We start from the raw sequence: 26,030 nt of genomic DNA on the forward strand, positions 1-26,030 counted from the left end.
GCAGAGTTTTAGGCGTTGCGTTCCGTATGGCGATCACAGCACTGAGGACACAGGCGGCGGCATTGGTGCATGCATCGGTGCGGTCGAACCCGGCTGAACGTTTGCGCCACGAGCGCTTCGTTCTGTCGCGTCTGCTCGTCGGAGGCGGCGCGCTCAGCCTTGCACCAGCCTATCTTGCCTGGCGCGGCGCGCTCGGCGCTTTCGAGGCAGTCATGGTTGTGGCCGCGGCGCTTCCCGTCCTGGCCGTCGTGCTGCTCTCTCGCACCGGCCGGCTCGACATCGCGCACCTGATCTCGTCGGCGGCTCTGTCGCTCTTCATCATCGCGCTCGCCGGTGCGACCGGCGGCCTGTCTTCACCGTTGCTGCTGTGGCTCGTCGTCGTTCCGGTCGAGGCGGCCTTTTTCGGCTCGCGCGACTTCGTCTTGAGGGCGGGCTGGGTGGCCGTTGCGGCGCTGCTGGCCGCCATCGGCCTGCAGCATCTTGGCCTCCTGGCCGGGCCTGCCGTCTGGACGAGCGAAGCAATGTCGATGCTGGTCATCGTGGCCCTGGCGCAGGTGCTGATCGCGACCGCGATCATGCTGCGCCGGCGCGATGCCGAGCGACGCGCGCACCGCGCGGCGGATACGCGGGCGCAGCTCCTTCTCGATCATGTCGGCGATCTCGTGACCTGGCATGACGCCAACGGTTCCGTCGTCTTTGCGAATGCCGCCGCGCGCGCTCTCGCTGGCGCGGAGCCCCGCGAACTGCTGGGGCGCGGCTTGCTCGATCGCGTGCATGTCGCGGATCGGCCGCTCTTTCTGAAGGCGCTCAGCGATGCCGCCCACGGCGATGGCGCGGCGACCGCCTGCTTCCGCACGCTCTTCGTCCCGCGGGAGGGCGAGAATCGGCGGCCAGTCTCGCTCTGGCTGGAAATGCAGGCCTATCGCACCGGGGAGGCCGAGGGGAGGGACGGAACAGCCGTGGTCTGCGTGATGCGCGACGTCACGGCGCGCCGGGCGGCCGACGACGAGCGCGACCGCGGCCACGCCGAAGCCCTGCGGGCGAATGACGTCAAGGCGCAGTTCCTGGCGACTGTGAGCCACGAGCTGCGCACGCCGCTGAACGCCATCATCGGCTTCTCCGAGATGCTGGGGACCGAGGAGAACGGCTGGATCGATGCGGCCAAGCGGCTCGAATACGCCCGGATCATCCATGCGTCCGGCCACCACCTGCTGGAAGTCGTCAACACCCTGCTCGACATCTCGAAGATCGAGAGCGGCGCGATGGAGATCGAGCGGGACCCGCTCGATCTTGCCGAGCTTGCCCGCGACTGCTGCACGCTGATGGCGCTGCGCGCCCAGAACGGCGGCGTTGCGCTCGACCGTGTCGCGGGCCCGGCTCTTCCGCCGATCGAGGGCGACAAGCGTGCAATGAAGCAGGTCGTGCTGAACCTGCTGTCCAACGCGATCAAGTTCACGCCGGAAGGCGGGCGCGTCATGCTCGCCATCGTCCGCGACGGCGATATGATCGACCTGTCCGTTTCCGACACCGGTATCGGCATCGGGGCTGCCGACCTGCCGCGGCTGGGCGATCCCTTCTTCCAGGTCAAGGGCGCCTATGACCGCAACCATGAGGGCACCGGCCTTGGCCTCTCGGTCGTCCGTGGCCTGGTCGGCCTGCATGGCGGGCGCATGACTGTCGAGAGCGCTCTCGGTGTCGGCACGCGGGTCTCGATCCGGCTGCCGGTCGGCTGCTCTGAAGCCGTCGAGCCGCTGGCCAAGATCGTCACTTTCGCGCGCGCCCCGCGGAAGGGGCTCGAAACCAAAGAACCACTCCGTCTGACCGCCTGAAACCGAGCTGACCGATGTCCGTGACCATGGCCGCCCGTGCCCATTCCAGCGCTTCCCTGTCCGCCCCGGTTCGGCGCGCGCAGCCGGCGCGTCGCAAATCCTCCTGGCTCGGGCGGATCGGCCGCACAGTCGGACGGCGGCCGGGCCGGGCGATCCTGCTTCTCGCCTTCGGCATCGTTTCCTGTGCGATCGTCGCCAATGCGCTGATGTTCCAGAAGGCGCGCCATCCGGCGCCGATGCTCTCGGCTGCACCGGCCGCGCCGCCCCGCGCGGCGGCCGAACGCCGCGCCGAGCCGGCCCCCGCGTCGATCCCGGACGCTGCGCCGGCTGCGCTTGCGACGCCGGCGGCGGCACCGTCGCGGCCGCCGGCGCGGCCGGCCGATCTTTCGAGCGCGCAACCGGTGCGCGAGGCGGCGCCGCGTCCGCCGGCCCCGGTCGCCAGCCAGCCGCGCACGGCGCAGTCGGCGACGACTTCGGTGCCCAAGGCGGCCCCGCTTCGCGACCCGATTGCCGACCTCATCAACGGTGGCGACCTTCGCCCGCCGGCCGACGTCAAGGGCGCGGCTTCCCGCTCCGCTGCCGCCCCGCGCCGATCGGCCGAGAACTGAGCCGGGCGGCGCCGGGCGATGGCGCGCCTGACCAGCGATTTCTGGGTCTCGGCCTACCTTCGGCAGGCCGCCTTCGATGGACACGTGGCGGTGCTGCGTCGGCGGGGCGCGCGGGAGGCCGGTGCGATTTTCGTCAAGCTCGATCGCCTCGACGGCACGGCCGCCCTCTATGGGCCGGCGCCGCAATCAATGGCCGAGGATGACGGCGAGCGTCGCTTCCAGCTCCTGATCGATGCCGATCCGCTCACGGTTGAGGATCGGGTCGACAAGGAGCTGCGCTTCGACAGCGATCTCTGGCTGGTCGAGATCGAGAACCGGACCGGCGATCCGCGCCTCAAGCTTGCCGAGAGCTAGCCCCTTCTCTCAGCCCCGCTCACGCTTCGAACCGATCCGGCCGAGAACGTCGGCGAGGCCGGGCTGAACGTCCGGGCGGGCCGCGCCGGGCCGGCTCGGCGTCCCGCTCGGGTCCATCGCCGGCTGGTGCTGGCCTTTGCGCTGCGGTGCGGACACCGGCTGCACGCCGGCAATCAGCATCGCCAGCCGAAGCGCGATCGATGGCTTGGCCAGGCGCATCAGCTCGACCAGCGCGAAGATCCGTTCGACCGAATGCGCCGTCTCGTCGCCGAGGCGGATCAGGAAGCGCGTTGCGTCTTCGACGCGCGCTCCGCTGGCAATAAGGCTCAGAGCCGCAAGATCGCGCGAGGCATCGCTCGCAATCGCAGCAGCGAGCGGCGCGTCGCCGCCGAGATGCCCGGCGACCGCGGCGAATGCACTCGCGCGGTCTTCGCCTGCAAGGACGAGCCAGTCGGCAAAGGTCGAGCTGGCGACCGCCGGCCGCCGCTCGCTCGGATGCAAGGCCTCGCGCGCCATCAGCGATTCGAGAATGGCGAGGCGGCGCACCGTGCCTGCGCGCAGGAACAGCGGTGCGAGTTCGAGATTGGACAGGTCTTCCCGTGCGAGAAGGCCGAGCTGATAGGACGGATCGATCCGCGAGCGCGCGACCAGCGTGTCGACGGCGGCGCGAGGCAGCGGCGCCTCCCGATTGCCGATAAGGGTAAGATCGATAGCGCGATCGGCTTCGGAAACCAGCAGCAGGACCGCGGTATTGGTGAGGTCCTGGCGGACAGCGAGCGCGCTACGCATCGCCGTATCGCCGGTCTCGGCGAGCCGTTCGAGCTCGACGGGCGAAAGCGGCATGCCGTGACGCAGCATTTCGATCAGAACCGCGCCGCCACGGGCGGCCAGCGCTGTCAGCACCGCGAGCGGAGCATGCCGCCAGCCTGCGAGCTTGCGCGCCAGGATCAGCGCGGTCGGCTCGTCGATGGTCGGAATCAGCATCGCCGCCATCTCGCTGAAGGCAGCCAGATCCTCCTGCGGCGGCTGTTGGGTCGACATCAGCAGGTCGGCCTTCACCCGCAGCGAGACCTGGCTGAGACCGAGGTCGCCGTCGCGGGCGAGGCGGGCAAGATCGGCGAGTTCCTGGGAAATACGGGCAGGCATGCTTGGCTCGGCTGCGAATCCGACGGGTTCGCTCAGATTATCCCCGAGGCATTAAGGCCACGTTAACCATGCTGGAGCCTGATGGCTTTGAGGGCCTGCGACAAAGGGTGCGGCCTTACGCACCAGGACGGCTCTCGCGATTGCAACTCGGGCGCTGGATAGGAGGCGCTGCATGACCGTCATCATCCCCTTCGCGCTCTATCGCTATCCGCAGGCGCGGTCCTGCCCGTTTCCGCGACGCGTGGCGGAAATCCTGTTCTTCACCGGCGTGCGCTACGAGCGGCCTGCCGAGACCTCTCCGCTTAAGGCCAAGCCTTCCTCGGCAAAGGCGCGGCCCGCGCGGCGCCCGCGCAAGGCGGCAAGCAAGATGGATCACAGGCAGCCCGCGTGAGACGACGTCTATCCGATCAAGCGCTGCCGGCCGGACCGCCGTCCCCGGCCATTGTCGCACTGGCGCTGTCTTCCGCGCTTGTCCTCACCGCTTGCACAGCGACCGACGGCGATCTCGGTCGCCCGCGTCCGACGGTCTGGTCGCAGCTCATCGCGCCGGAGAGCGGGTTCTTCGCCGCGGCGTCGCGAGGCGAGGCAGCGTCCTATTTCCGCCTGACCGATGACGAGGAGCAACTGCGCGATCGCGCCTGGCGCTTCGTCATGCCCGCCAGCCCGCACAGCGTCTTCCAGGGCGAGATATCGAATTTCGCGCATAGCCGCATCCTGCCGGTCGCGGCGCAGTCGAACGACGTTTCGGACTACTTCCGCGGGCTGACTTCGGTGTCCTTCGCCTCGCAGGCCTCGCGCTATAACCGCCTCGCGGAAGACGCGAATGCCGACCGCCTGCTGATCGGCCCGTTTCGGGCCAACGCGATGCGCGTCGTCTCCATGGACCGGGTCCGCATGCGGGCTGCCGAGGGATCGCCGGATGTCGCTCCGGGCAAGATCGAGCCGGCCATGGCGCGCGTGATCGAGAACGAGGGGCTGATCTACTGGGTCTGCGAGCGCCTGGATTTCCGGATCAGAAGCTATCGTTACGCCCTGACCAATCTCGTCGTGGAGATGCCTTCGCGGGAGGCAGTCCGGGCGGAACGTGCGATCATGGCGCTGGCGGCCGAGTCCGCGCCGCTCTGCCAGATGCCGCTCAACGGCACTTTCGGTGAGGGCAAGCGGCCCGTGGTCTACAAGGGCTAGTTTTCCGGCCGGGGTTCGCTCAGTTCGCCATCCCGCATTCGACCCCGGTCGCGAGCGCCTCGGCGTCGGCCTTGTCAGAGGGCAGCCGAACGAGAACGCGCACCGCGATCAGCCCCTGATCGGTATCGGAGACGATACGCAGCTCCCGGCTGGTTTCGCCCTCCTCGTCGGCCGCGATGCGCTCGTCGCGCTGGGCTTCCGTCATGACCAGGAATTCGAGCACGCCGCGGATCGCCGCCCGGTCGGTGATCGCGTAGATCACGCCGCCGCCCTGGCGGTGCAGGGTCAGGCCGAGCGGCAGAAAGCCGGTCCTGGCGACGACGCGCATCGGCCCGCTGGAGAGGTCATAGCTGCAGATCGCCGTGACGACATCGGGATCGGCTTCGCGCAGTGCCGGCAGCCCGCGTGCATCGCCGGGCGCCGGGATGAGTTCGGCACGGCCATTGGTGCCGAGTTCACGATAGGCGTGCGCGGCATCGTGCAAGGACAGCGAGGGCAAGGCCAGGATGGTGACGATATGCACGATGGCGGCAAGGATCAGCCCGGCCAACGTGGTCATGACAAGGCGCACGGCGCCGCTGCGCAGCCGGGCTCTCCAAATTGCGGCTGATGGAGCGGGGGGCGTCGCCACGTCGTGTCCGATCGCGCTCATCGGCAGTCGAGGCGTGCGATGCGGGGCAGGTTAGTGGCCCGCGTCTCGCCGGTCTGGCTGGAGATCGGAGTATCGTAGAGGCGTAAGCGGAACTGGAAGCGCCCGCTCGCCGGCAGGGGAAGCCAGTTGCCTGCGACCGGCGTTGCCGCGGCCGCGATCGACAATTGTCCGTCCTCGGGACGGACAATTTCGGAATCCGTGAAGCTCGTGCGTTCCAGCGGCAGTCGGAAGGGCAGCCCGTCGATATCGGTGACGCCGAGCGTCCAGCCGCGCGTCGTCGGCGTGGCGCCGGAGATCTGGTAGCGGCAGCGCCCGTCGAGCAGCTGTCCGTCGTCGTCGCGCTCGGCGATGAGCTCTAGTCCTTCGCCCGAGCCCAGCGGCAGATGGACGCCGCGGGCGAGATAGGCGCGCATATAGGGGTCGATGTCGCGTCCGCCGCTGCGTGGCCAAGCCATCCACGCCCCGACCTCGACCTTGCCGAGAGCGGGCCGGCCGGCCACGGCCCAATGCGCGGAGCCGAGGCCGAGTCCGGCTCCGAGCGCAAGGATATAGGCGAGATCGAGAATCCGCACGCTTGCCTTCCGCTGGCGTGATGCCCCTCGCGCGAATTGACCCGTGTGAATCCGGCTCGTCAACCTTCTGCGCCTAGCGCAGCCGCGTGTCGGCCCCGGAGACCTCGCGGATGCCGACCTGCACCGGCTTGCCCGCCACGCGCGATCGCTCGATCGTCTTGAACAGCGAGCCGACGGCCGACAGCACCTCGAAGGATTGCCGCGGCATGTGCCCGGCGCCGGGCCCCGGCTGCTGGCCGGCATCCGGCGCGGCTGCTGCCTTGGCGACGACCAGAGCCTTGGGATCGGTGGTGGGCACGCCCGGAATCGGCTTCAGTTCGAGACCCTGATGGGCGAACTGCATGATCTCCTTGAACGTCATCGCCGGCAGCGAGCCGCCGGTCATGTTGGCGGTCTCGGCCGAGTTGTCGTTGCCGAACCATACGGCCGCGACGAGGTTGCCGGAGTAGCCGACATACCAGGCGTCCTTATAGCCGTTGGTGGTGCCGGTCTTGCCGGCCGTCACCACGCCATCCAGCGCCGCGCGGCGGCCGGTGCCTTCGGTCGGCACTTTCGAGAGCATAAAGTTCATGTCCTGCGCCACCTGCGCGCTCAGCACCTGTTTGGGCGGTGGCTCATCCCGGTCGTGGCGGTAGATCACCTCGCCCTGCGAGTTGGCGATCTCGATGGCGGCATAGGGCTTCGCCCGTTTGCCGCCATTGGCGAAGACGGCATAGCCCGCCGCCTGGTCGATGACGGTGACCTCGGCCGCGCCGATCGGCAGCGAGACCGTGTCGGTCAATGGCGTGGTCAGGCCCATGGCGTGGGCGGTCTCGACGATCTTCTTGCGGCCGATGGCGGCGGCGCGCGCTTCATGGGTCTCGCCGGTGGCGCGGCCGATGGCGATCGACATCTGCACGGGGATGGTATTGATCGATTTCGCCAGCGCGACGGTCAGCGGTATCGACCCGGCATAGGAGCGGCCGTAATTGTTCGGGCACCAGTTGCCGATGCAGACCGGTCGGTCGACGACCATGGTCGTCGGCTTGTAGAGCCCAGTCGAGAGCGCTGCTGCGTAGACATAGGCCTTGAAGGAGGAGCCGGGCTGCCGCTGGCTCGCGGTCGCCCGGTTGAACTGGCTCGCGCCGTAGTCCCGGCCGCCGACGATGGCGCGCACCGCCCCGTCAGGGTCCATGACGACGGTCGCGGCCTGCTTGACGCGATAGGCCGGGCCATGCTGGCGCAGAACCGTCTCGATCGCTTCGTCCGCGCGTGCCTGGATCGCGGAATCATGCGGCGTCTTCACCAGCAGAACGCGGTCGGGCCCGAGCTTGCCCTCGCTCACCAGTTCCTTCACCGCGTCGAAGGCCCAGTCGAGATAGTAGTCGGGGCTGGAATCGCGCTTGCGATCGACCGGCGTCGCCGGATTGCGCTTGGCGCTGTCGACCTGGCCGGCGGTCATGAATCCGGCATCGACCATGGCATTGAGCACGTCGTTGGCGCGCGCGCGGGCGGCCGGCAGATTGACATGCGGCGCATATTTCGTCGGCGCCTTGAACAGGCCGGCCAGCATCGCCGCCTCGGCCAGCGAAACATCCTTCACCGACTTGCCGAAATAGTATTCGGCTGCCGCCGCGGCGCCGAAGGTGCCCCCGCCCATATAGGCGCGGTCGAGATAGAGCTTGAGGATCTCGTTCTTGCTTAGCCGGGCCTCCAGCCACAGCGCCAGGAAGGCTTCCTTGATCTTGCGGTCGAGCGAACGCTCGTTGTTGAGGAAGAGGTTCTTGGCGAGCTGCTGGGTCAATGACGAGCCGCCCTGGACCACGCCCGAAGCCCGGGTGTTGACCAGCAACGCCCGGAAAGTGCCGATCACGTCGATGCCGAAATGGTCGTAGAAGCGGCGGTCCTCGGTCGCCAGCACGGCCTTGAGCAGATGGTCGGGCATCTCCTCCAGCTTGAGGGAATCGTCGTGACGCGCCCCGCGATGGCCGATCGGCTGGCCGTAGCGGTCGAGGAAGGTGACGGCGAGGACCTGGTTCCTCAGGGCTTCCTCATTGCCGATGCGAAAGGCGGGCAGGGCGAGCATCAGCAGGATGAGCGCGCCGACGATGCCGACGTTCAGCCCTTCGCTGGCGAACTCGGCCGCGACGCGCTTGAAGCCGGTGACGGTCAGGCGGTCGGCCTGGCTGCGGATGCGCTCGTAGATGTCTCCGGCGCGGCGGCCGGCGCCCCACAGGCTGGCATCGAGCCATGAATCGGCAGCGAGCGCATAGCGCTTCAGCCGCGTCTTCCAGCCCGCCTTCCTGAACTCCATGGCCGTTCCAGGCTTCCCGAATGGCCCCCGGCACAGTCCTGCCGCGCGATGATCGCCTTGGCAACAGCATTGCGCCCGAGAATGGACACATAGTTACGCGCCATCTCCAGATAAGGGACGGGCGCAAAGAATCCTGTCCCGTGAGCAGGAAGCGAGCCAGTGCCGTTGTCCCATCCTGATACGGGAGCTGCCGCCGACGCGGCGCTCTTCCATCTTGGCGCGCGGCGGCGCATAAGCCCGCCATGACGCTGAAGCAGCCGAAAGACGAGCCGTTCTGGCGCACCACCTCGCTCGAGGCGATGTCGGTGGAGCAGTGGGAATCGCTCTGCGACGGCTGCGGCCGCTGCTGCCTCGTCAAGCTGGAGGACGAAGACACCGGCCGGATTTTCGCGACCGACGTCGGCTGCCGGCTGTTCGACGCCGGAACCTGCCGCTGCAAGGACTATCCGAACCGCTCGCTCAAGGTGCCGGACTGCGTGACGCTGACCCCGCACGACGTGCGTACGCTCCCTTGGCTGCCGCCGACCTGTGCCTATCGCCTCGTTGCCGAAGGCAAGGATCTGCCCTGGTGGCATCCTCTCGTTTCGGGCGATCACGAAACGGTGGTGGCGGCGGGCGTATCCGTCCGCGGCCGCGTCTTCGCCTCGGAGGACGAGGTCCCGGAAGAGGAGGTCGCCGAGCGCATCGTCAATTGGCCGCTGCGCTGGCCGCGCGCTGCGCGCGGCAAGGCGAAGTGAAGCATCGGCGTTTGTGCGCTGCCGGGCATTTTATTGCACCTGCTCATTGATTGTTCAGGTGCTTTTGGGCATGACCGCCCCGTCCCGCCGCCGGGGCCGCCAGGGCACCGACGGCATGCACACGAAACTTTCGCATCGCCGCGGCGTTGCTGCGTCCGGCTGCAAACCAAGAGGTTGAAGTGATGGCTGGTGGGAAGTGGGTCTACACCTTCGGCGACGGCAAGGCCGAAGGCGAGGCCGGGATGAAGAACCTGCTCGGCGGCAAGGGCGCTAACCTCGCCGAGATGAGCAATCTGGGCCTGCCGGTTCCCCCTGGCTTTACCATCACCACCGAGGTCTGCACCTCGTATTATGACAACGGCAAGAGCTTCCCGGCCGATCTCGACGGGCAGGTCAAGGCCGCGCTCGACGGCATGGCCAAGCTCACCGGCAAGACCTTCGGCGATCCCGCCAACCCGCTGCTCGTCTCCGTCCGCTCCGGCGCGCGCGCCTCGATGCCGGGCATGATGGACACTGTCCTCAATCTCGGCCTCAACGACGAGACGGTCGAGGCGGTTGCGAAGGCCGCCAATGACGAGCGCTTCGCCTGGGACAGCTATCGCCGCTTCATCACCATGTATTCCAACGTCGTGCTCGATATCGACCACGGCCTCTTCGAGGAAGCGCTGGAGGACTACAAGGAGCGCAAGGGCCTGCACCTCGACACCGACCTTAAGGCCGCCGATTGGAAGGTGCTGGTCGGCAAGTACAAGGACATCGTGAAGAAGGCGCTCGGTGCCGACTTCCCGCAGGACCCGCAGAAGCAGCTCTGGGGCGCTGTCGGCGCCGTCTTCTCCTCCTGGATGAACGCCCGCGCCATCAAGTATCGCGAGCTCAACAGCATCCCTGCCTCATGGGGCACGGCGGTCAACGTCCAGTCGATGGTGTTCGGCAATATGGGCGACACCTCCGCGACCGGCGTCGCCTTCACCCGCAACCCCTCGACCGGCGAGAACGCGCTCTATGGCGAGTTCCTGATCAATGCCCAGGGCGAGGACGTCGTCGCCGGCATCCGCACGCCACAGGACATCACCGAGGTGGCGAAGAAGGAGGCGGGCTCCGACAAGCCTTCGATGGAGAAGGAGATGCCGGAGGCCTATGCGGAGCTCGTCCGCATCTACGGCATCCTTGAGAAGCACTATCGCGACATGCAGGACATGGAGTTCACCATCCAGGAGGGCAAGCTCTGGATGCTGCAGACCCGCTCCGGCAAGCGCACCGCCAAGGCGGCGCTGAGGATCGCGGTCGAACTGGCTACCGAGGGGCTGATCACGCAGGAGGAGGCGGTCGGCCGTGTCGAGCCTTCTGCCCTCGACCAGCTCCTGCACCCGACCATCGACCCCAAGGCCGAGCGCCGCGTGCTGACCACCGGCCTGCCGGCCTCGCCCGGCGCTGCCGCGGGCGAAATCGTCTTCAACTCGGACGACGCTGAAGCCGCCAAGAAGGCCGGCCGCAAGGTCATCCTCGTGCGCGTCGAGACGAGCCCTGAGGACATCCACGGCATGCACGCCGCCGAAGGCATCCTGACCACGCGCGGGGGCATGACCTCGCATGCGGCGGTCGTGGCGCGCGGCATGGGCAAGCCCTGCGTCTCCGGCGCCGGCCAGATCCGCGTCGACTACGCCAAGGGCACGCTTTCGATCGGCCCGACCACGCTGAAGGCCGGTGATTTCCTCACCATCGACGGCGGCAACGGCCAGGTGCTGCTCGGCGAGGTCAAGATGCAGAAGCCGGAGCTCTCCGGCGAGTTCGCGACGCTGATGGGCTGGGCCGACAAGGTCCGCCGCCTCAAGGTCCGCGCCAATGCCGAGACGCCGGAAGACGCCAAGACGGCCCGCGAGTTCGGCGCCGAGGGCATCGGGCTCTGCCGCACCGAGCACATGTTCTTCGACGAGAACCGCATCCAGGCCGTCCGCGAGATGATCCTCGCCCAGGACGACAAGGGCCGGCGCGCCGCGCTCGCCAAGCTCCTGCCGGTGCAGCGCCAGGACTTCGTCCAGCTCTTCACCATCATGAGCGGGTTGCCGGTCACGATCCGCCTGCTCGACCCGCCGCTGCACGAATTCCTGCCGCATGGCGAGAAGGAGATCGCCGAGGTCGCCGCGGCGCTCGGCGTCAGCTCCGATGCGTTGCGGCAGCGTGCCGCCGAACTGCACGAGTTCAACCCGATGCTCGGCTTCCGCGGCTGCCGTCTGGCGGTGGCTTTCCCCGAAATCGCCGAGATGCAGGCCCGTGCCATCTTCGAGGCGGCCGTCATCGCCGCCAAGGAAACCGGCAAGCCGGTGATCCCGGAGGTGATGGTTCCGCTCGTCATGGGCAAGCCCGAGCTCGATCTGGTCAAGGGCCGCATCGACGCCATGGCCAAGGCCGTGATCGAGGAGAGCGGCACCAGGATCGACTATCAGGTCGGCACCATGATCGAGCTGCCGCGTGCCGCGCTGCGCGCCGCCGAGATCGCTGAGAGCGCCGAGTTCTTCTCGTTCGGCACCAACGACCTGACGCAGACGACGCTTGGCATCAGCCGCGACGACGCCTCCTCCTTCCTTGGCTCCTACACCGCCAAGGGGCTGCTCGACGCCGATCCCTTCGTCACCATCGACCAGGACGGCGTCGGGGAGTTGGTGAAGCTCGCCGCCGAGCGCGGCCGCAAGACCCGCTCCGACATCAAGCTCGGCATCTGCGGCGAGCATGGCGGCGACCCGGCCTCGATCGGCTTCTGCGAGAGCGTCGGCCTCGACTATGTCTCCTGTTCGCCCTTCCGCGTGCCGATCGCACGGCTGGCGGCCGCGCAGGCGGCGCTGGGCGCGATCAAGCCGAAGGATGGTTGAGACGGGAGGCGCGGGATACAAGCCGTCATGCTCGCCCTGGTGGCGAGCATCCACGTCTTGAACACCGCATTGCCCAAAGCAAGACGTGGATGGTCGGGACAAGCCCGACCATGACGAGGTGGCCGTGTCCTTGAACCTCACCACTATCGGCTTCGATGCCGACGACACGCTCTGGCAGAACGAGCAATTCTTCCGGATGACGGAGGATCGCTTCGTCGCGCTGCTCGGCGAGCATGGCGAGGCGGCCGAGATTTCCGGCCGCCTGCTCGAAGCCGAGAAGCGCAACCTTCGCTTCTACGGTTTCGGCATCAAGGGCTTCGTGCTCTCGATGATCGAGACTGCGATCGATATCACCGGGGGGAAGGTCCCTGGCGCTGTGATCGGCGAGATCCTCGCCGCTGGCCGCGAGATGGCAGCCCATCCGGTCGAGACCCTGCCTCATGTCCAAGAGACCCTTCAGGCCCTGTCCGGCGACTACCGGCTCGTGCTCATCACCAAGGGCGATCTCTTCGACCAGGAGCGCAAGCTCGCCCAGTCCGGCCTCGGCGATTTCTTCCATGCGGTCGAGATCGTCAGCGACAAGAAGGCCGCCACCTACGACCGCATCTTCACCCGTCACGGCGACGGAGCGGGGCGGGCGATGATGGTCGGCAATTCGCTCAAGTCGGATATCCTGCCGGCACTGGAAGCGGGCTCATGGGCGGTACATGTCCCGCATGAGCTGACCTGGGTGCTGGAGCATGCCGAAGAGCCCGTCGGTCACGGGCGCTATCATGCACTACCGGACCTTGGCCCTCTGCGGGGCCTTGTCGAGAAACTGTTTCGCTAGCGTTTCGCAGCCCGGCGGTGCCAGGGGTCAGTCGACCCAAAGGCCATGTCTGCGATGCCATTCCTCGATCGATTCCTCCGGATAGTCTTCGAAGCTCTGGTCATTCGCAGCGATATCCGGGTCGACCCAACCGGCCTTGAAGCGCAGCATGATATGGGTCTTTTCGGGAGCGCGCGGCAGATGGCTGTCGATCGCCGAGGCGAAGGGATGCAGCAGATCCGGCCAGCGCGGATCGAACAGCCACAGCGCCGTCCCGCAGCCCGTACAGAAGCGGCGCTGCGCTTGCGAGCGCTCGCAAATACCGTCATCGCCTCTGATTTCCGCGCTGAAGCTGCCGATCGCGTCTTCGCCCTCGACCTTCAGCGTCTGGGCTATGGCCGACAGGTTGATCGCGAAGCCGCCTCCGCCGGCAGTCTTGCGGCAGATCGAGCAATAGCAGAGCTGATACGGGACGGGTGCATGGCTCTCGACGGAGAAGTGCACCGCTCCGCAGCGGCATGAGCCCTTCAGCTTAATCGGCATGATGCAGCCTCCATTCGCCAGTCAAACACCGGCTTGGGCCGAGTGTTCCGAGATGTCTGCTGCCGGCTTACTGGACCCTTCTTGCATTCCATGCTAGGGAGCACGATGTAAGACGAGATGCGGCCGGGTTCTGGCCACCCCTCCGTTCGGCTGCTTGTCCGGTCGGCGGTTACGAATCAGATCCACCACACATCGCTACAAGGCCATGGCGAGGCGTCCGCGCGTCCCGTCGTGTCATCACGATAGACGCGGATCTGAAACGTAAGGACTACCCCCATGAACAAGGGCACCGTGAAGTGGTTCAACACCACCAAGGGCTACGGCTTCATTACGCCTGAGAACGGCGGCCAGGACGTTTTCGTCCACATCAGCGCTGTCGAGCGCGCCGGCCTGCGCGAGCTGCGCGACGGCCAGGTCGTCTCCTTCGAGCTCGTTGCCGATCGCAAGACCGGCAAGACTTCGGCCGGCAACCTCGTCGTCGCCTGAGCCAGACCAACGCCGGGACGGCATCGCGCCGCCCGGCTTACGACAAGCCTGCCGGCGCTGTGGCTAGCGGTTCGCCGGCGGGTTCGACTATCAGTATCAGGCCGGATGCGGGCCTGCGGCGCGGCCGAATTCCACATGCGCCCCTCGCATCGCGGCGTCCGGAAAGACTTTTCTTGACCAAATTCACCGATCTTGGCCTCGCCGAGCCGCTGCTCAAGGCGCTCGCGGCCGAGGGCTATGAAACGCCGACGCCGATCCAGGCGCAGGCGATCCCCCACATTCTCCAGGGCCGTGACCTGCTCGGTGCAGCCCAGACCGGCACCGGAAAGACGGCTGCCTTCTCGCTGCCGATGCTGCATCGGCTGCTCGGCAAGCCGCGCCAGATGCCGGCCCGCTCCGTGCGTGTCCTCGTCCTCTCGCCAACGCGTGAGCTCGCCGCACAGATCGAGACCTCGATTCGCACCTACGCGCAGTTCACAACGCTGCGCTCGACGGTGATCTTCGGCGGCGTCCCGGTCGGCAAGCAGATCCGCGCCCTCGGCGACAAGATCGACATCCTCGTCGCCACCCCCGGCCGCCTGCTCGACCTCGTCGACCAGCGCGCCGTTTCGCTGCGCGAGATCGAGTTCCTCGTCCTCGACGAAGCCGATCAGATGCTCGACCTCGGCTTCATCCATGCGCTGCGCCGCATCTCCACGCTGATCCCGAAGGAGCGCCAGACGCTGCTCTTCTCGGCGACCATGCCGAAGCCGATCCGCGATATCGCCTCCGCCTATCTCACCAATCCGGTCGAGGTCGCGGTGACGCCGGTCGCGACCACCGCGGAAAAGATCGACCAGCGCGTCATCTTCACCGAGCCCAACGACAAGCCGGCGCTGCTGGCGAAGACGCTGAACGTGCCGGAGCTCGAGCGCGCCATCGTCTTCACCCGCACCAAGCACGGTGCCGACAAGGTCGTGCGCCAACTCGCCCAGTCCGGAATCGAGGCGGCGGCGATCCACGGCAACAAGAGCCAGGGCCAGCGCGAACGTGCGCTCGGCGCCTTCCGCGACGGTTCGCTGCGCATCCTCGTCGCAACCGACATCGCCGCCCGCGGCATCGATGTCGACGGCGTCAGCCATGTCGTGAACTACGACCTGCCGAACGTGCCCGAGAGCTATGTCCACCGCATCGGCCGCACGGCACGCGCCGGCGCTTCCGGCGTGGCCATCGCCTTCTGCACGCCGGAAGAGCGCGGCGATTTCGCGGCAATCGAGAAGCTCACCGGCGTCAAGCCGACGCCGATCGGCGAGGTGCCCTATTGGGATGGGCGCACGCCCAAGAAGCCACAGCAGAATCGCGGCGGGCGCGGCCAGCAGCAAGGCCGCCCGCAGGGGCAGGGTCGTCCGCAGGGGCAGCCGGGCAAGCGTTCCGAGCAGGGCGGCCACCACCATGCCGGTGGCGGCGCGCGTCAGGAGCGCCACGAACGTCCGCGCAATCCCGAGCGCACCCCGCGTCCCGAGCAGGCGACGCAGCGAAAAGACGGTGCTTCCGCAAAAGAAGGGCTTGGCGGCGTCGCGTTCTTGCAGCAAAGAACACAGCAACCACGCACCAACGGCGCCCGGCGGCGCGCGCGCTGACGCGCGATCGGCCAGAACAGGGCGGGCCTCATCTCGGCTTACTTGCCGGACGGTGGTCCGCTCCCGCGCCAAAGGGCTCACGAAGGACGACAGATGGCGAAAGAAGAACTGCTTGAATTCGACGGCACCGTGGTCGAGGTGCTCCCGGACGGCAACTACCGGGTCAAGCTCGACAATGACCATGTGATCCTGGCCTATGCGGCCGGCAAGATGAAGAAGAACCGCATCCGCACCATCGCGGGTGACCGGGTCATCGTCGAGATGTCGCCTTACGATCTCGATCGCGGCCGCATCAACTTCCGCCAGAAGACGGCCGGCCCGGCCCCCGGCGGTCCGCCGCGCCAGAACTTCCGCCGTCGCTGAGCGATCTGCCGATGCGCCTGTCGCGGAATGAGCTTCTCTTCATCGCGCTGGGCGCCATTCTCGGCGCTGCGGTCGCTTACGGCGCGAAAGCGGGCTTCGTCGTTCGGGACGGAGCCTTTCCGCCTTTCGTCATCGTGCTGCTGGGGCTTGGCCTCGCGGAGCTGCTGATCGGCTACGCGGCAGGGCGCTCGCCCGGCACGCTGGTCAGCATGCCCGCCCGCTTCCTCGCCTTCGTCGTCGGGGTCTGCATCTTCCTGCTCGGCGAACGCTACATCTGAGCGGACTGGTCGCGCCGCACTGCGACCCCAAAAACCGGACGCCACAAAAAAACCCCGGCGCGAGGCCGGGGTGTAAGTGGTCATTTCCGTGGTAAAAAAGGGTCTGCGTGAAACTCCTGCCCGGTCGGCTCAGTAGCCGGCGCGGGACCAGTATTGCGAGCCGGGACTGACCAGAACCTGGCGCTGCCGCGTCTCGTAGACGGCGGGGATTTCTTCCCGCACGACTTCGGTGGGACGCACCATCACCTTGCGCTGACGCTGCGTGTAGACCGCCGGAACCATCTCGTATTCGACGGTCGCCGGCGAAACCTCGACCCGGCGGTTTCGATAGCCGTATTGCGCGGGCACATCGACCCAGCACCCGACCGTATTTCCCCAGGCATCGCGCGTCACTTCCCAGCGCCGCGTCGCGGGCGCGACAAGCACCGTCTCGGTCACGGTCTCGTAGACGGCGGCCCGAGGGCGCGCAATACGCCGCTCCGGCGCGATCATCACGTTATCGGTCACGGTTTCGTACTCGGCGGGAACGACGCGATGCTGCGTCTGCGCCGGGCGAACCTGATAGGTCTCGTTGATGGTGCCGTAGACCGGCGGCGCGTTGACGAGGTTGTAGCAGGCGGAGCCGCGGCAGCCACCGGCTTCGGCAGCGGAGGCGCCAAGAAGCAGCGTCGTGGCAAAGGCCGAGGCGGCAATGATCCGGGATGACGGGAGCGAGCGCACCATGTTGGACCTGACCTGTCGGTTCCGGCGTCAGCGCGCCGTTCGTTATGGTCAGAAAGCCCGGGCGAAGAGGTGAACGCAAGGTAAATGCTGCAACAAGGTAAAATTAACCACGTTTAACCGCGCGCGGATCGGCAGAGATCCGGCGTCGGCTTCGCTGCCGAATGGCGCTGCGGATCCTGTCGTAGCAGCCCGCGAGCGTGGGCGGCCATCGCTCCGGGTGTTTGAGGCCCGGCCTCAGCCGTCAGGTCTGGCCGGGGCGAAGCTGGTAGAAGACGTGCTGGCCGATCGTGTCCATCTTCTGCAGCTTCTTGGCCCAGTACGGCCGCACATATTGCGCATGGTAGTGCGTGGAGGCGCCGACTTCGGGCAGGTACGTCGTGCCCTCATAGACCTCGCGTGCGATCCTGACCGCATCGCGCCACGGGCCCGGCTCGGTGATGCGTAGCGACTTGCCCTCGCAGGTGAAGGTGAATTGGCAGGAAAGGTAGCGGTTGCTGTTCTGGTAGACGACGCCGCAGACGCTGCTTGGATAAAGCCCGCTCTTGGCGCGGTTGAGCACGACCTGCGCCACCGCTGCCTGCCCCTGGAAGGATTCGGAGCGCGCTTCGAAATAGACCGCCTCAGCCAGGCAGCGCTGTTCCTTCGCCATGGCCTCCGGTGCGATCAGGCCGGTGTAATCCTGCTTCACGCCGGGCTCGGCCAGGCGCAGGTCGCGATTGGCCGGTGCCGAGGCGAGCGCGATGCGGCTGCGCTGCTGCGGCGCGCCATGCGCGGGCAGGGCGGGGGGCGTCAGCGTGCCGATGACCGAGCCGACGAGCGGTGTCGAGGAGGATTGCCGGTTGGCCTTCGGCACCGATGGAGACGAGCCGTCGATGCTTTCGAGAAAGAGCTCCGCCTGCCGCGCCGAGGTGATCTTCGGCTTGAGCGAGACGGGAGAGGAATCCGACAGGGCCGGGTCGGTCAGGCCCTCCTCGTTGGCATAGGCCTCGAAGCCGGTCTGCGGGCCATCGACGGCCTCGGCCGCGCGCAGCGCGTCGATCGAGAAGCCCCCTGAAATCAGCTTGGGCTGGGTGTCTCCGAAGACGACGCGCTCCAGTTCGACGGAAGGGTGTTCGGTGAGGCCCGGCCGCAAGCTAGGCAGCATGTCGCCCTTGGCGGTGCGGTCGACCTCGGGAAAGTTGGCGGCGGTGCGCTTCATGTCCTCGCGCGGCGCGCGGGGGTCGACGACGATCCGGCGCTCCGGATCCTCGAAGGAGAGCTTGGCCTGGGTGACGGCGGAGGTGAGCGCCAGACCGGGCAGACGGAAGGCGCTGGCCGCGACCAGCATCGAGGGGCCTTCGGCCAGTTCCGAGGCGGGGCCGGGCGCGACCCGGTCGATGGCGCTGGAGGGCAGGCCGGTAGGCCCGAAATTCTGGCCGGCGGAGGCGGTGAAGGACACAAGCAACCCGACCGACAGCGCCCAGGGCGCGACCGTGTTCGCGGCCCATTTGATGCCGAGGGGGCGCGCTCCCCGCCCATGCCTGTGAAGACGCCGATGACTCAAAGCGACACACCCGTCCCGATCGCACGGAACGAAAAACCCAGCAGACGACGCCGCGCCTTCGTTGGAATCCGTTATCGCCTTGGTAAGGTTGAGCGCCGGTTAACACCGCCGTGGCTCCGGCATTCCATGCGGTGCCGTGATGTCAAATTTCACGAAATCGCGCTGGTTGCCGCGAGGGCAGGGCGATAACGTGTAGCCACACTTCCGACACTCCCGACTCGCCGGAGAAATCCATGTCGTCCACTCCAGCGCGCAGCTACGCACCGGAGGTCATCGTCGCCGCCGGCTGCCTGATCGCCCTGATCACCTTCGGCCCGCGCGCCAGCGCCGGCCTCTTCCAAATCCCGATGACGCTGCAGTTCCATTGGGGCCGTGACATCTTCGGCCTGGCGCTCGCGATCCAGAACCTGCTCTGGGGCCTCGGCGCGCCCTTCGCCGGCGCCATCGCCGATCGCTACGGCACTGTGCGGGTGCTTTGCGTCGGCGCTGTGCTTTACGCTGCCGGCCTCGTCATGATGGCCTATGCCACCACGCCGCTGCAGCTCCATTTCGGCGCCGGTGTGCTGATCGGCTTCGGCCTCTCTGCCTGCTCCTTCAACCTCGTTCTCGCAGCCTTCGGCAAGCTCCTGCCGGAGCAGTGGCGGCCGATGGCATTCGGCGCCGGCACGGCGGCTGGCTCCTTCGGCCAGTTCCTGTTCCCGCCGATCGGCAACATCCTGATCGATACGCTGGGCTGGCAGCAGGCGCTGATCGTCTTTGCGTTTACGCTGCTGCCGATCCTCCCGGTTTCGATCGTGCTGGCGACGCGCAAGCTCGGTTCGGCCGGTACGACGGCTGCTGCCAACCTGCCGAACCAGACCGTGGTGCAGGCTCTGAGCGAGGCCTTCAAGCACCGCAGCTATGTCCTGCTCGTGCTCGGCTTCTTCACCTGCGGCTTCCAGCTCGCCTTCATCACCGTCCACATGCCGGCCTATCTCAAGGACGCCGGCCTGCCGGCCTGGGTCGGCGGCTGGACTCTCGCGGTGATCGGCCTTGCCAATGCCGTGGGCTCGCTGTCCTCCGGCTGGCTCTCGACCCGCATGCCGAAGCGCCATCTCCTCGCCTGGATCTATCTTGGCCGTGCCGTGGCGATCGCTGCCTTCATCATGCTTCCGCCCAGCCCAGTGACCGCGATCACCTTCGGCGTCGTCATCGGCCTGTTCTGGCTCTCCACCGTGCCGCCGACTTCTTCGCTGGTCATGCTGATGTTCGGCACCAAATACATGGCGATGCTCTACGGCTTTGCCTTCTTCTCGCATCAGGTCGGCGGCTTCCTCGGCGTCTGGCTTGGCGGCGTGCTCTACGAATCGATGGGCAACTACCAGCTAGTCTGGTGGCTCTCGGTCGCGCTCGGCATCGCCTCGGCCCTGATCAATCTGCCGATCGTCGAGCGGCCGGTGCAGCGGCCGCAGGTGCAGCCGGCCTGATTCGGAAGACGATCCGACGCACGGCCGATGGGGTTGCGGCGGCGGGCTGCCGCTGCAACCTTGTCGGCCTTCGCGTTTCAGCGCTGAGGAGATGGTGATGACGACGTTCAAGGCCCTCGTGGCAACCAAGGGCGAGACCGGGCCGAACCTCGCCTTCACCGATTTCGCCGAGGGTGACCTGATGGAGGGCGATGTCACCGTCCGCGTCACGCATTCGACGGTGAACTACAAGGATGGCCTCGCCATCACCGGCAAGGCGCCGGTGGTGCGCCGCTGGCCGATGATCCCCGGCATCGATTTCGCCGGCCGGGTCGAGGCCTCCGACAATCCCGATTTCAAACCAGGCGATCTCGTCGTCCTCAACGGCTGGGGCACCGGCGAGACGCATCTGGGCGCCTACGCCCAGAAGAGCCGGGTCAAGGGCGACTGGCTAGTGCCGCTGCCGGAGGGCCTGACGCCCGCTGAGGCGATGGCGATCGGCACTGCCGGCTACACCGCCATGCTCTGCGTTCTCGCGCTCGAGAAGCATGGTCTCAAGCCTTCCGACGGCCCGGTCGTCGTGACAGGTGCTGCCGGCGGCGTCGGCTCGGTCGCAATCGCGCTGCTGGCCAAGGCCGGCTGGCACGTCATCGCCTCGACCGGCCGCGCCGAGGAGGCCGATTATCTCAAGGATCTCGGCGCGGCCGAAATCATCGACCGAAACGAGCTTTCGGCGCCGGGCCGTCCGCTCGGGAGGGAGCGCTGGGCCGCCGGCGTGGACGCGGTCGGCTCGCATACGCTGGCGAACCTGCTCTCGATGACGAAATATGGTGGTGCCATCGCCGCCTGCGGCCTTGCGCAGGGCATGGACCTGCCGGCCTCGGTTGCGCCGTTCATCCTCCGCGGCGTCGCGCTGCTCGGCGTGGATTCGGTGATGTGTCCCAAGCTGCGCCGGCTCGAAGCGTGGAAGCGCCTTGCCAGCGACCTCGACCGCGAGAAGCTCGCGCTGATCACCACGACGATCCCGCTCGAAGCCGTGATCGAAACGGGCAAGGCTATCGTCGAGGGCAAGGTGAAGGGCCGCGTCGTCGTTGAGATCGGCTAATCCCTATCCCTCGAACAGAGCTCGCTGCCGCGCCAGCTCGCAGCTGCAGAAATCCATGAAGGCTCGCACGCGCGGCACGTGACGGATGTCGGGGTGGGTGAGCACCCATAGCCCTGTCGCGAAATCGGGATTGGGCGGCAGGAGCCTGATGAGGTCTGGCCGTTGGTCGGCGATGAAGCACGGCATCGGCCCGATGCCGAGGCCGCGCCCGACCGCTTCGGCGATGCCGAGCACGGCCGAGCTCTTCAGGGCGATCCGCTCCGGTTCGACATGCTCGCGCACGAAGCGGGCCGCCTTCACATGGGAGAGCTGGTCGCCGAGCGCGACCCAGTCCCGCTCGTAGAGCAAGGTGGGATCCGCTTTTTCCTCAGGCGTGATGCCGTCTTCCGCGCGGCCATAGATCGCCCAGGCAATGGTCGCGATGCGCCGGCCGACCAGCGTCTCGCCGGGCGTGTCGCTGGCGCGGATCGCAATGTCTGCGTCGCGCTTGGACAAGTTGAGTGCCTGGTTGCCGACGACGACATCGAGCCTGATCAAGGGATGGGCGCGGCGGAAGGCCGAGAAGATCGGCAGGAGCACGTTCTGGTAGAGAGTGTCGGTCGTGGTGATTCGCAATTCGCCCGAAGGCGCGACATCGCGTCCGGCGAGACGCCGGGAGAAGGCGGTTACATCCTCGTCCATGCGGCTCGCAAGCGCCGTCATCTCCGCGCCGGCCACTGTCGCGACATAGCCGGTCTTGCGCCGCTCGAAGAGCGGCATGCCGACGATCTCCTCGATCTGGCCGAGGCGGCGGAACACCGTCGAGTGGTTGACCGACAGCGCCGCTGCGGCCCCGGTCAACCCGGCATGATCGGCGATGGCCTTGATCAGCCGGAAATCGTCCCAGGCGAGCTTGGCATTCATCGGCAACGCGTCCTCCGGCCGGCACGCAAGCCGAAATCTTGCATCGATGCAAGTTGGAAGGGGCCGTCATGCTCGGGCTCGACCCGAGCATCTCAGGAAGGAGGGCGCGTCATCTTGCAAGAGATCCTCGGGTCTGCGCTTCCCTTCGCCCGAGAACGACGCCTGTGCTCGTTATCAGCTGCGTGGGGCGGCCGCCCGACGCAGCCGGTCATTGATCGCCTCGCCCAGCCCCTGCTCCGGAATGCGGGCGACGGCGATCATTCGCAGGCCCATCTCGTCCAGCCGGCGCAGATGGCCGAAGAGATGGCTCGCCGCCTCGCGCAGATCGCCGGTCGGGCTGAGATTGAGCGAGGCCGGGAAGTCCTGCCCCGGCCCAAAGCCCAGCCAGGCCTCGCCATCGCGGGGGGCACCGGCATCGAGCCTGACGCCAGCGACCGGCGCATAGTGCGAGGTCAGCATGCCCGGCGCGATCGGGGCCTGGCCGGCTTCGCCCGCCAGCACGAGCGGGCGGCCGATCACGCCTTCTATCGCCTCGCGCGGCACGCCGCCGGGCCTGAGCAGGCGTGGCGCGCCGTCGAGGCAGGCAACGATGGTCGATTCGACGCCGACCTCGGTCGGGCCGGCATCGAGAACGGCGTCGATGCGCCCGTCAAGATCGGCCATGACATGGGCGGCGCTGGTCGCGCTGATCCTGCCGGAGCGATTGGCGGAAGGTGCCGCGATCGGGCGCCCAGCCGCTTCGAGAACGGCATGCGCGACGGGGTGGGCCGGGACGCGCAGCGCCACCGTGGCGAGCCCCGCCCGCGCCAGTTCGCTGACGGTGCAGCCGGAGGATATCGGTACGACCAGCGTCAGCGGTCCCGGCCAGAAGGCTTGCGCCAGCGCCAGCGCATTGGCGTCGAAAAGGCCTTGCCGGCGCGCGCTTGCCAGATCGGGCAGGTGCGAGATCAGCGGGTTGAAGCTCGGCCGCTCCTTGGCGGCGTAGATGCCGGCAACGGCGGTGCCCTCGGTCGCGTCAGCCGCGAGGCCGTAGACGGTCTCCGTCGGCATCGCGACAAGGCCGCCTGCACGCAGCAACGCCGCGGCTTCGGCAATGCCGGCAGCGTCGGCAGCAAGAAGCTTCGTTTGGCGGAGGGCGGGGAGGGGCTGGTTCACGACGAGATTGACCGAAGATGGTTTATATATAAACTAACTGACAGGCGCGACACGGGACGAAGGTCGCGCTCGCTTGCGCGTGGCATAGGCGATAGTTCCTCGCTACCATCGCGGCAACGGCAAATGCAGGCTGCGGCTGCCCTTTCGGGCCCGCGCGCCTCAGGGAGACGACATATGAGCTATCGCGCCCCGGTTTCGGACATGCTCGCCACCATGCGCCATGTCGCAGGCCTCGACCGGCTGATCGCAGAGGGGCTGGCTCCGGAGCTCGAGGGCGGCGTCACCGAAGCGGTGTTGGACGAGGCGGCGAAGTTCGCGACGGACGTCATCGCGCCGCTCAACCGGGTCGGCGATGCCTACGGCTCGAAGCTGAAGGACGGCGCCGTCACCACCCCGCCAGGCTGGAAAGAGGCCTACAAGGCCTGGGCCGAAGCCGGCTGGAATTCGCTGCCGGCGCCCGAAGCCTATGGCGGGCAGGGCTTGCCGGCGCTTCTGCAATCCGCCTGCATCGAGATGTGGAACTCGGCCGCCTTTGCCTTTGCCCTCGGCCCGTTGCTGACGGTCGGCGCCATCGAGGCGCTTTATGCGCATGGCTCCGACCATCTGAAGGAGACCTATCTCGCCAAGCTCGTCTCCGGCGAGTGGATGGGCACGATGAACCTCACCGAGCCCCAGGCGGGCTCCGATCTCAACGCGCTGCGCAGCAGGGCCGAGCGCCAGCCGGACGGCACCTATCGGATCACCGGCCAGAAGATCTTCATCACCTATGGCGAGCACGATTTGACGGAGAACATCGTCCATCTCGTGCTGGCGCGCCTGCCCGACGCCCCTCCCGGCACGCGCGGCATCTCGCTCTTCCTCGTGCCGAAATATCTGGTCAATGCCGACGGAACGCTTGGCGAACACAATGACCTCCGCTGCTCCGGCATCGAGCACAAGCTCGGCATCCATGCCTCGCCGACCTGCTCCATGGCCTTCGGAGACGAGGACGGCGCCGTCGGCTGGCTGATCGGCGAGGAGAACCGCGGCCTCGCCTGCATGTTCACGATGATGAACAATGCCCGCCTCAATGTCGCGCTGCAGGGTGTCGCCATCGCCGAGCGTGCCTATCAGCAGGCGCTCGCCTTCGCTCACGAGCGCAAGCAGGGCGCTGCGCTCGACGCGCCGAAGGGCGCGCCGATGAGCCCGATCATCGTCCATCCGGATGTGCTCCGCATGCTCATGGACATGCGCGCCAAGACGCAAGGCGCGCGCGCGATCTCCTACCTCGTTGCCGAGGCGCTCGACCGCTCACACCGCGAGCCGGACGAGGCGAAGCGCAAGGCCGCTGCCGAGCGCGCCGCCATCCTCACCCCCGTCGCCAAGGCCTATTCCACCGATATCGGCATCGATGTCGCCTCGACAGGCGTGCAGGTCCATGGCGGCATGGGTTTCATCGAGGAGACCGGCGCCGCCCAGCACCTGCGCGACGCGCGCATCGCCGCGATCTACGAGGGCACCAACGGCATCCAGGCGATCGATCTCGTCACCCGCAAGCTGCCGCTCTCCGGCGGCGAGGCGGTCAAGGGGCTGATCGCCGAGATGCGCGCCGTGGTCGGCGAGGTCGAGCGCGCCAACACGCCGGGCTTCGGCCATGCGGCTGCGCGTCTCGGCGCTGCGGTCGATGCGCTGGAGCGCGCAACGCAGTGGATGCTGGCGACGCTGGGTTCGAGCCAGGCCGATGCTCTGGCCGGCGCAACGCCTTACCTGAAGCTCTTCGCGCTGGCGCAGGGCGGCACGGGGCTGGCGAAGAAGGCGCTCGCCACTCGGGCCGAGGCGGAAGGCACCGGCGATCTCGCTACGGCTCGCTTCTATGCCGAATGCCTCGCGACCGAAGCGCCCGCACTGGAACTCGCGGTGACGGAAGGCGCCGGCGCTATCGCCGACGCGGCGGCGGTCTTCGCCGCGTGAGCGCAGCAGCGCCCCGTTCAGGCGGCCGCGCCCTTGCGGGCGCGGATATGCAGGAACAGCGGGGCGATCAGTGTATCGGCCAGATAGGGCTCCCGTTGCGCCCGCTCTGCATCGATGGGCGGCTCGGCCATGTGCTCGATCGTCAGCCCGGCCGCGACGATCATGGCGACCCATTCACTCAGCGTGCGGTGAAACCGCGGCACGCGGAACGGCCCGACGCTGGCCTTGACCTCGGGGGGCGCAGCGCCGAAGCGCCAGGTCTCGACCTCGCCGTCGATGCCGTCGAAATAGCGGCCGACTTCGATCGCCCGGACATTGCCGGCCTCGTCGCGCAGCACCTTGCGATAGGGCGGCGCGAAGCAGGGATGCAGGATCGAGAACTGCAGGAAGCCGCCGGGCTTCAGCACGCGCGCGGCTTCCGCAAGGGCGAGGTCCTGCCGCGGCATATCCATCAGCGACATGAAGGCGGTGGCGAAGTCGAAGCTCGCATCCGGGAAGGGCAGGGCGGTGCCGTCGCCCTCCAGATAGTTGATCCCGAGCGGCTTCTCAGCCTCCGCCTCCTGCGCGTGGCGGATGAAGGTCGGCGCGATGTCGACTGCCGTCAGGCGCCCGCCGACCTCGGCGAGCTTGCGCGTGTTCGAGCCTTCGCCGCAGCCGATGTCGAGGCCGTTCAGCCCGGCGATATCAGGCAGGTTCGCCAGGAAGACCGGCGTGTTCAGCGCGTCGCGATAGAGGTCGTAGCCGGCCCGCGCATGCTGGGTCCAGATCTCGGCATTCGCCTCCCAGCAGGCCGCGACATCTCCACTGTCCATCGTTCTGCTCCGTTGCGAGGGGAGCGGGGCTATAGAGCAGCGGACGTGCCCTGG

The 26,030-nt window shown here is 67.5% G+C and carries 25 protein-coding genes; 15 read left to right on the plus strand and 10 right to left on the minus strand.

Annotation, left to right across the window (positions count from 1 at the left end; genetic code table 11):
- Nucleotides 1–26 precede the first annotated feature (26 nt).
- From AB4Z16_RS08985 to AB4Z16_RS08995, 3 genes are read left to right on the plus strand one after another with little or no spacing between them, the layout of a single operon-like run.
- Entirely contained in the window at nt 27–1,829 is a 1,803-nt protein-coding gene (locus AB4Z16_RS08985) for a sensor histidine kinase (protein ID WP_441510989.1), read from the plus strand.
- 14 nt (nt 1,830–1,843) lie between these two features.
- A complete protein-coding gene (locus tag AB4Z16_RS08990) occupies nt 1,844–2,437 on the plus strand; it encodes a hypothetical protein (RefSeq protein WP_441510990.1) in 594 nt (197 codons plus the stop codon).
- A gap of 18 nt (nt 2,438–2,455) precedes the next feature.
- Entirely contained in the window at nt 2,456–2,791 is a 336-nt protein-coding gene (locus AB4Z16_RS08995) for a DUF1491 family protein (protein WP_441510991.1), read from the plus strand.
- A gap of 9 nt (nt 2,792–2,800) precedes the next feature.
- Here the strand turns inward: AB4Z16_RS08995 and AB4Z16_RS09000 are convergent, their stop codons facing one another.
- Entirely contained in the window at nt 2,801–3,937 is a 1,137-nt protein-coding gene (locus tag AB4Z16_RS09000) for a DUF2336 domain-containing protein (RefSeq protein ID WP_441510992.1), read from the minus strand.
- A 172-nt stretch (nt 3,938–4,109) separates the two neighbouring features.
- Here AB4Z16_RS09000 and AB4Z16_RS09005 point away from each other — a divergent pair, with 172 nt between their 5' ends.
- Together AB4Z16_RS09005 and AB4Z16_RS09010 are read left to right on the plus strand one after the other, a co-directional pair.
- Complete coding sequence (locus AB4Z16_RS09005; protein ID WP_441510993.1) at nt 4,110–4,328, plus strand: hypothetical protein; 219 nt, start codon at nt 4,110–4,112, stop codon at nt 4,326–4,328.
- On the plus strand, nt 4,325–5,122 hold the full coding sequence (locus AB4Z16_RS09010; protein WP_441510994.1) for a hypothetical protein: 798 nt from the start codon (nt 4,325–4,327) through the stop codon (nt 5,120–5,122). The genes AB4Z16_RS09005 and AB4Z16_RS09010 overlap by 4 nt, the downstream gene beginning before the upstream one ends.
- A 19-nt stretch (nt 5,123–5,141) precedes the next feature.
- On the opposite strand, the gene AB4Z16_RS09015 is transcribed toward AB4Z16_RS09010, so the two are convergent.
- From AB4Z16_RS09015 to AB4Z16_RS09025, 3 genes are all read right to left on the minus strand, one after another.
- Nucleotides 5,142–5,681, minus strand: a complete 540-nt coding sequence (locus tag AB4Z16_RS09015; RefSeq protein ID WP_441510995.1) for a DUF1254 domain-containing protein — start codon at nt 5,679–5,681, stop codon at nt 5,142–5,144.
- A gap of 89 nt (nt 5,682–5,770) precedes the next feature.
- Nucleotides 5,771–6,346: a DUF1214 domain-containing protein gene (locus tag AB4Z16_RS09020; RefSeq protein WP_441510996.1), complete on the minus strand. Its 576-nt coding sequence runs from the start codon at nt 6,344–6,346 to the stop codon at nt 5,771–5,773.
- Nucleotides 6,347–6,419: 73 nt separating this feature from the next.
- The gene (locus AB4Z16_RS09025) at nt 6,420–8,639 is read right to left on the minus strand and encodes a transglycosylase domain-containing protein (RefSeq protein ID WP_441510997.1); all 2,220 of its coding nucleotides are present in this window, start codon (nt 8,637–8,639) and stop codon (nt 6,420–6,422) included.
- Between the two features lie 242 nt (nt 8,640–8,881).
- Here AB4Z16_RS09025 and AB4Z16_RS09030 point away from each other — a divergent pair, with 242 nt between their 5' ends.
- The 3 genes from AB4Z16_RS09030 (at nt 8,882) to AB4Z16_RS09040 (ending at nt 13,072) form a co-directional block, all read left to right on the plus strand.
- Nucleotides 8,882–9,376, plus strand: a complete 495-nt coding sequence (locus tag AB4Z16_RS09030; protein WP_441510998.1) for a YcgN family cysteine cluster protein — start codon at nt 8,882–8,884, stop codon at nt 9,374–9,376.
- Nucleotides 9,377–9,558: 182 nt separating this feature from the next.
- Nucleotides 9,559–12,243 carry a pyruvate, phosphate dikinase gene (gene ppdK, locus AB4Z16_RS09035; RefSeq protein ID WP_441510999.1) on the plus strand — a complete coding sequence of 895 codons (2,685 nt, stop codon included), beginning with the start codon at nt 9,559–9,561 and terminating at the stop codon, nt 12,241–12,243.
- A 118-nt stretch (nt 12,244–12,361) separates the two neighbouring features.
- A complete protein-coding gene (locus AB4Z16_RS09040; RefSeq protein ID WP_441511191.1) occupies nt 12,362–13,072 on the plus strand; it encodes an HAD family hydrolase in 711 nt (236 codons plus the stop codon).
- Nucleotides 13,073–13,099: 27 nt separating this feature from the next.
- Here AB4Z16_RS09040 and AB4Z16_RS09045 read toward each other — a convergent pair whose 3' ends face one another.
- Nucleotides 13,100–13,594, minus strand: coding sequence for a GFA family protein (locus AB4Z16_RS09045; RefSeq protein WP_441511000.1), 495 nt, complete (start codon nt 13,592–13,594; stop codon nt 13,100–13,102).
- Nucleotides 13,595–13,870: 276 nt separating this feature from the next.
- On the opposite strand from AB4Z16_RS09045, the gene AB4Z16_RS09050 reads away from it, so the two are divergent.
- From AB4Z16_RS09050 to AB4Z16_RS09065, 4 genes are all read left to right on the plus strand, one after another.
- Entirely contained in the window at nt 13,871–14,080 is a 210-nt protein-coding gene (locus AB4Z16_RS09050; RefSeq protein ID WP_441468752.1) for a cold-shock protein, read from the plus strand.
- A 173-nt stretch (nt 14,081–14,253) separates the two neighbouring features.
- Nucleotides 14,254–15,699, plus strand: a complete 1,446-nt coding sequence (locus AB4Z16_RS09055; protein ID WP_441511001.1) for a DEAD/DEAH box helicase — start codon at nt 14,254–14,256, stop codon at nt 15,697–15,699.
- 93 nt (nt 15,700–15,792) lie between these two features.
- Nucleotides 15,793–16,062 (plus strand): translation initiation factor IF-1, encoded by a 270-nt coding sequence (gene infA, locus AB4Z16_RS09060; RefSeq protein WP_047578165.1) that lies wholly within the window; start codon nt 15,793–15,795, stop codon nt 16,060–16,062.
- 11 nt (nt 16,063–16,073) lie between these two features.
- On the plus strand, nt 16,074–16,340 hold the full coding sequence (locus AB4Z16_RS09065) for a hypothetical protein (protein WP_441511002.1): 267 nt from the start codon (nt 16,074–16,076) through the stop codon (nt 16,338–16,340).
- A gap of 129 nt (nt 16,341–16,469) precedes the next feature.
- Here AB4Z16_RS09065 and AB4Z16_RS09070 read toward each other — a convergent pair whose 3' ends face one another.
- Together AB4Z16_RS09070 and AB4Z16_RS09075 are read right to left on the minus strand one after the other, a co-directional pair.
- Nucleotides 16,470–17,063: a hypothetical protein gene (locus AB4Z16_RS09070; RefSeq protein ID WP_441511003.1), complete on the minus strand. Its 594-nt coding sequence runs from the start codon at nt 17,061–17,063 to the stop codon at nt 16,470–16,472.
- Nucleotides 17,064–17,304: 241 nt separating this feature from the next.
- Complete coding sequence (locus tag AB4Z16_RS09075; protein WP_441511004.1) at nt 17,305–18,606, minus strand: cell wall hydrolase; 1,302 nt, start codon at nt 18,604–18,606, stop codon at nt 17,305–17,307.
- A 233-nt stretch (nt 18,607–18,839) separates the two neighbouring features.
- Here AB4Z16_RS09075 and AB4Z16_RS09080 point away from each other — a divergent pair, with 233 nt between their 5' ends.
- Together AB4Z16_RS09080 and acuI are read left to right on the plus strand one after the other, a co-directional pair.
- The gene (locus AB4Z16_RS09080) at nt 18,840–20,072 is read left to right on the plus strand and encodes an MFS transporter (RefSeq protein ID WP_441511005.1); all 1,233 of its coding nucleotides are present in this window, start codon (nt 18,840–18,842) and stop codon (nt 20,070–20,072) included.
- A 97-nt stretch (nt 20,073–20,169) separates the two neighbouring features.
- Entirely contained in the window at nt 20,170–21,156 is a 987-nt protein-coding gene (acuI, locus tag AB4Z16_RS09085; protein ID WP_441511006.1) for an acrylyl-CoA reductase (NADPH), read from the plus strand.
- Nucleotides 21,157–21,159: 3 nt separating this feature from the next.
- Here acuI and AB4Z16_RS09090 read toward each other — a convergent pair whose 3' ends face one another.
- Together AB4Z16_RS09090 and AB4Z16_RS09095 are read right to left on the minus strand one after the other, a co-directional pair.
- Entirely contained in the window at nt 21,160–22,059 is a 900-nt protein-coding gene (locus tag AB4Z16_RS09090; RefSeq protein WP_441511007.1) for a LysR family transcriptional regulator, read from the minus strand.
- A gap of 174 nt (nt 22,060–22,233) precedes the next feature.
- Entirely contained in the window at nt 22,234–23,214 is a 981-nt protein-coding gene (locus AB4Z16_RS09095) for an L-threonylcarbamoyladenylate synthase (RefSeq protein ID WP_441511008.1), read from the minus strand.
- A gap of 174 nt (nt 23,215–23,388) precedes the next feature.
- On the opposite strand from AB4Z16_RS09095, the gene AB4Z16_RS09100 reads away from it, so the two are divergent.
- The gene (locus AB4Z16_RS09100; protein ID WP_441511009.1) at nt 23,389–25,164 is read left to right on the plus strand and encodes an acyl-CoA dehydrogenase; all 1,776 of its coding nucleotides are present in this window, start codon (nt 23,389–23,391) and stop codon (nt 25,162–25,164) included.
- Nucleotides 25,165–25,181: 17 nt separating this feature from the next.
- On the opposite strand, the gene AB4Z16_RS09105 is transcribed toward AB4Z16_RS09100, so the two are convergent.
- Nucleotides 25,182–25,976, minus strand: coding sequence for a class I SAM-dependent methyltransferase (locus AB4Z16_RS09105; RefSeq protein ID WP_441511010.1), 795 nt, complete (start codon nt 25,974–25,976; stop codon nt 25,182–25,184).
- Nucleotides 25,977–26,030: the final 54 nt, after the last annotated feature.

The sequence above is a fragment of the Allobosea sp. TAF32 genome, assembly GCF_052113585.1.
GTDB lineage: Bacteria > Pseudomonadota > Alphaproteobacteria > Rhizobiales > Beijerinckiaceae > Allobosea.